Below are 270 nucleotides of genomic sequence, written 5' to 3'. Positions count from 1 at the left end.
GCGAGCAAGCCGCTCGCCTGTCGCCGGGCAGCGAGATGGGCAAGGCGATCGCCTATCTCCTGAACCATTGGGATGGCCTCACCTTGTTTCTCGACGATGGTTGCGTTGAGACGGACACCAATCCCGTCGAAAATCAAATCAGGCCGCTGACTCTGACGCGCCCTACGTCTGGATGAAAGCGACGCTCAAAGCGATCGCAACCGGTCACCCGCAGTCCCGGATCGACGAGCTCCTGCCCTGGTCGTTCGGCCGCACCTCGTAATTCTCCGT

The 270-nt window shown here is 61.1% G+C and carries 1 protein-coding gene; it reads left to right on the top strand.

Annotated elements, in window-relative coordinates; translation table 11 throughout:
* The first annotated feature begins 35 nt into the window (after positions 1 to 35).
* The gene (locus QJT78_RS52530) at positions 36 to 176 is read left to right on the top strand and encodes a transposase (RefSeq protein ID WP_281460989.1); all 141 of its coding nucleotides are present in this window, start codon (positions 36 to 38) and stop codon (positions 174 to 176) included.
* The last annotated feature ends 94 nt before the right edge of the window (positions 177 to 270 follow it).

It is taken from the genome of Bradyrhizobium sp. Mp27 (assembly GCF_029953005.1).
Classification (GTDB): Bacteria; Pseudomonadota; Alphaproteobacteria; order Rhizobiales; family Xanthobacteraceae; genus Bradyrhizobium; species Bradyrhizobium barranii.
Note: the sequence above shows the minus strand (reverse complement) of the source record. Positions and strands in the feature narration are given on the sequence as shown.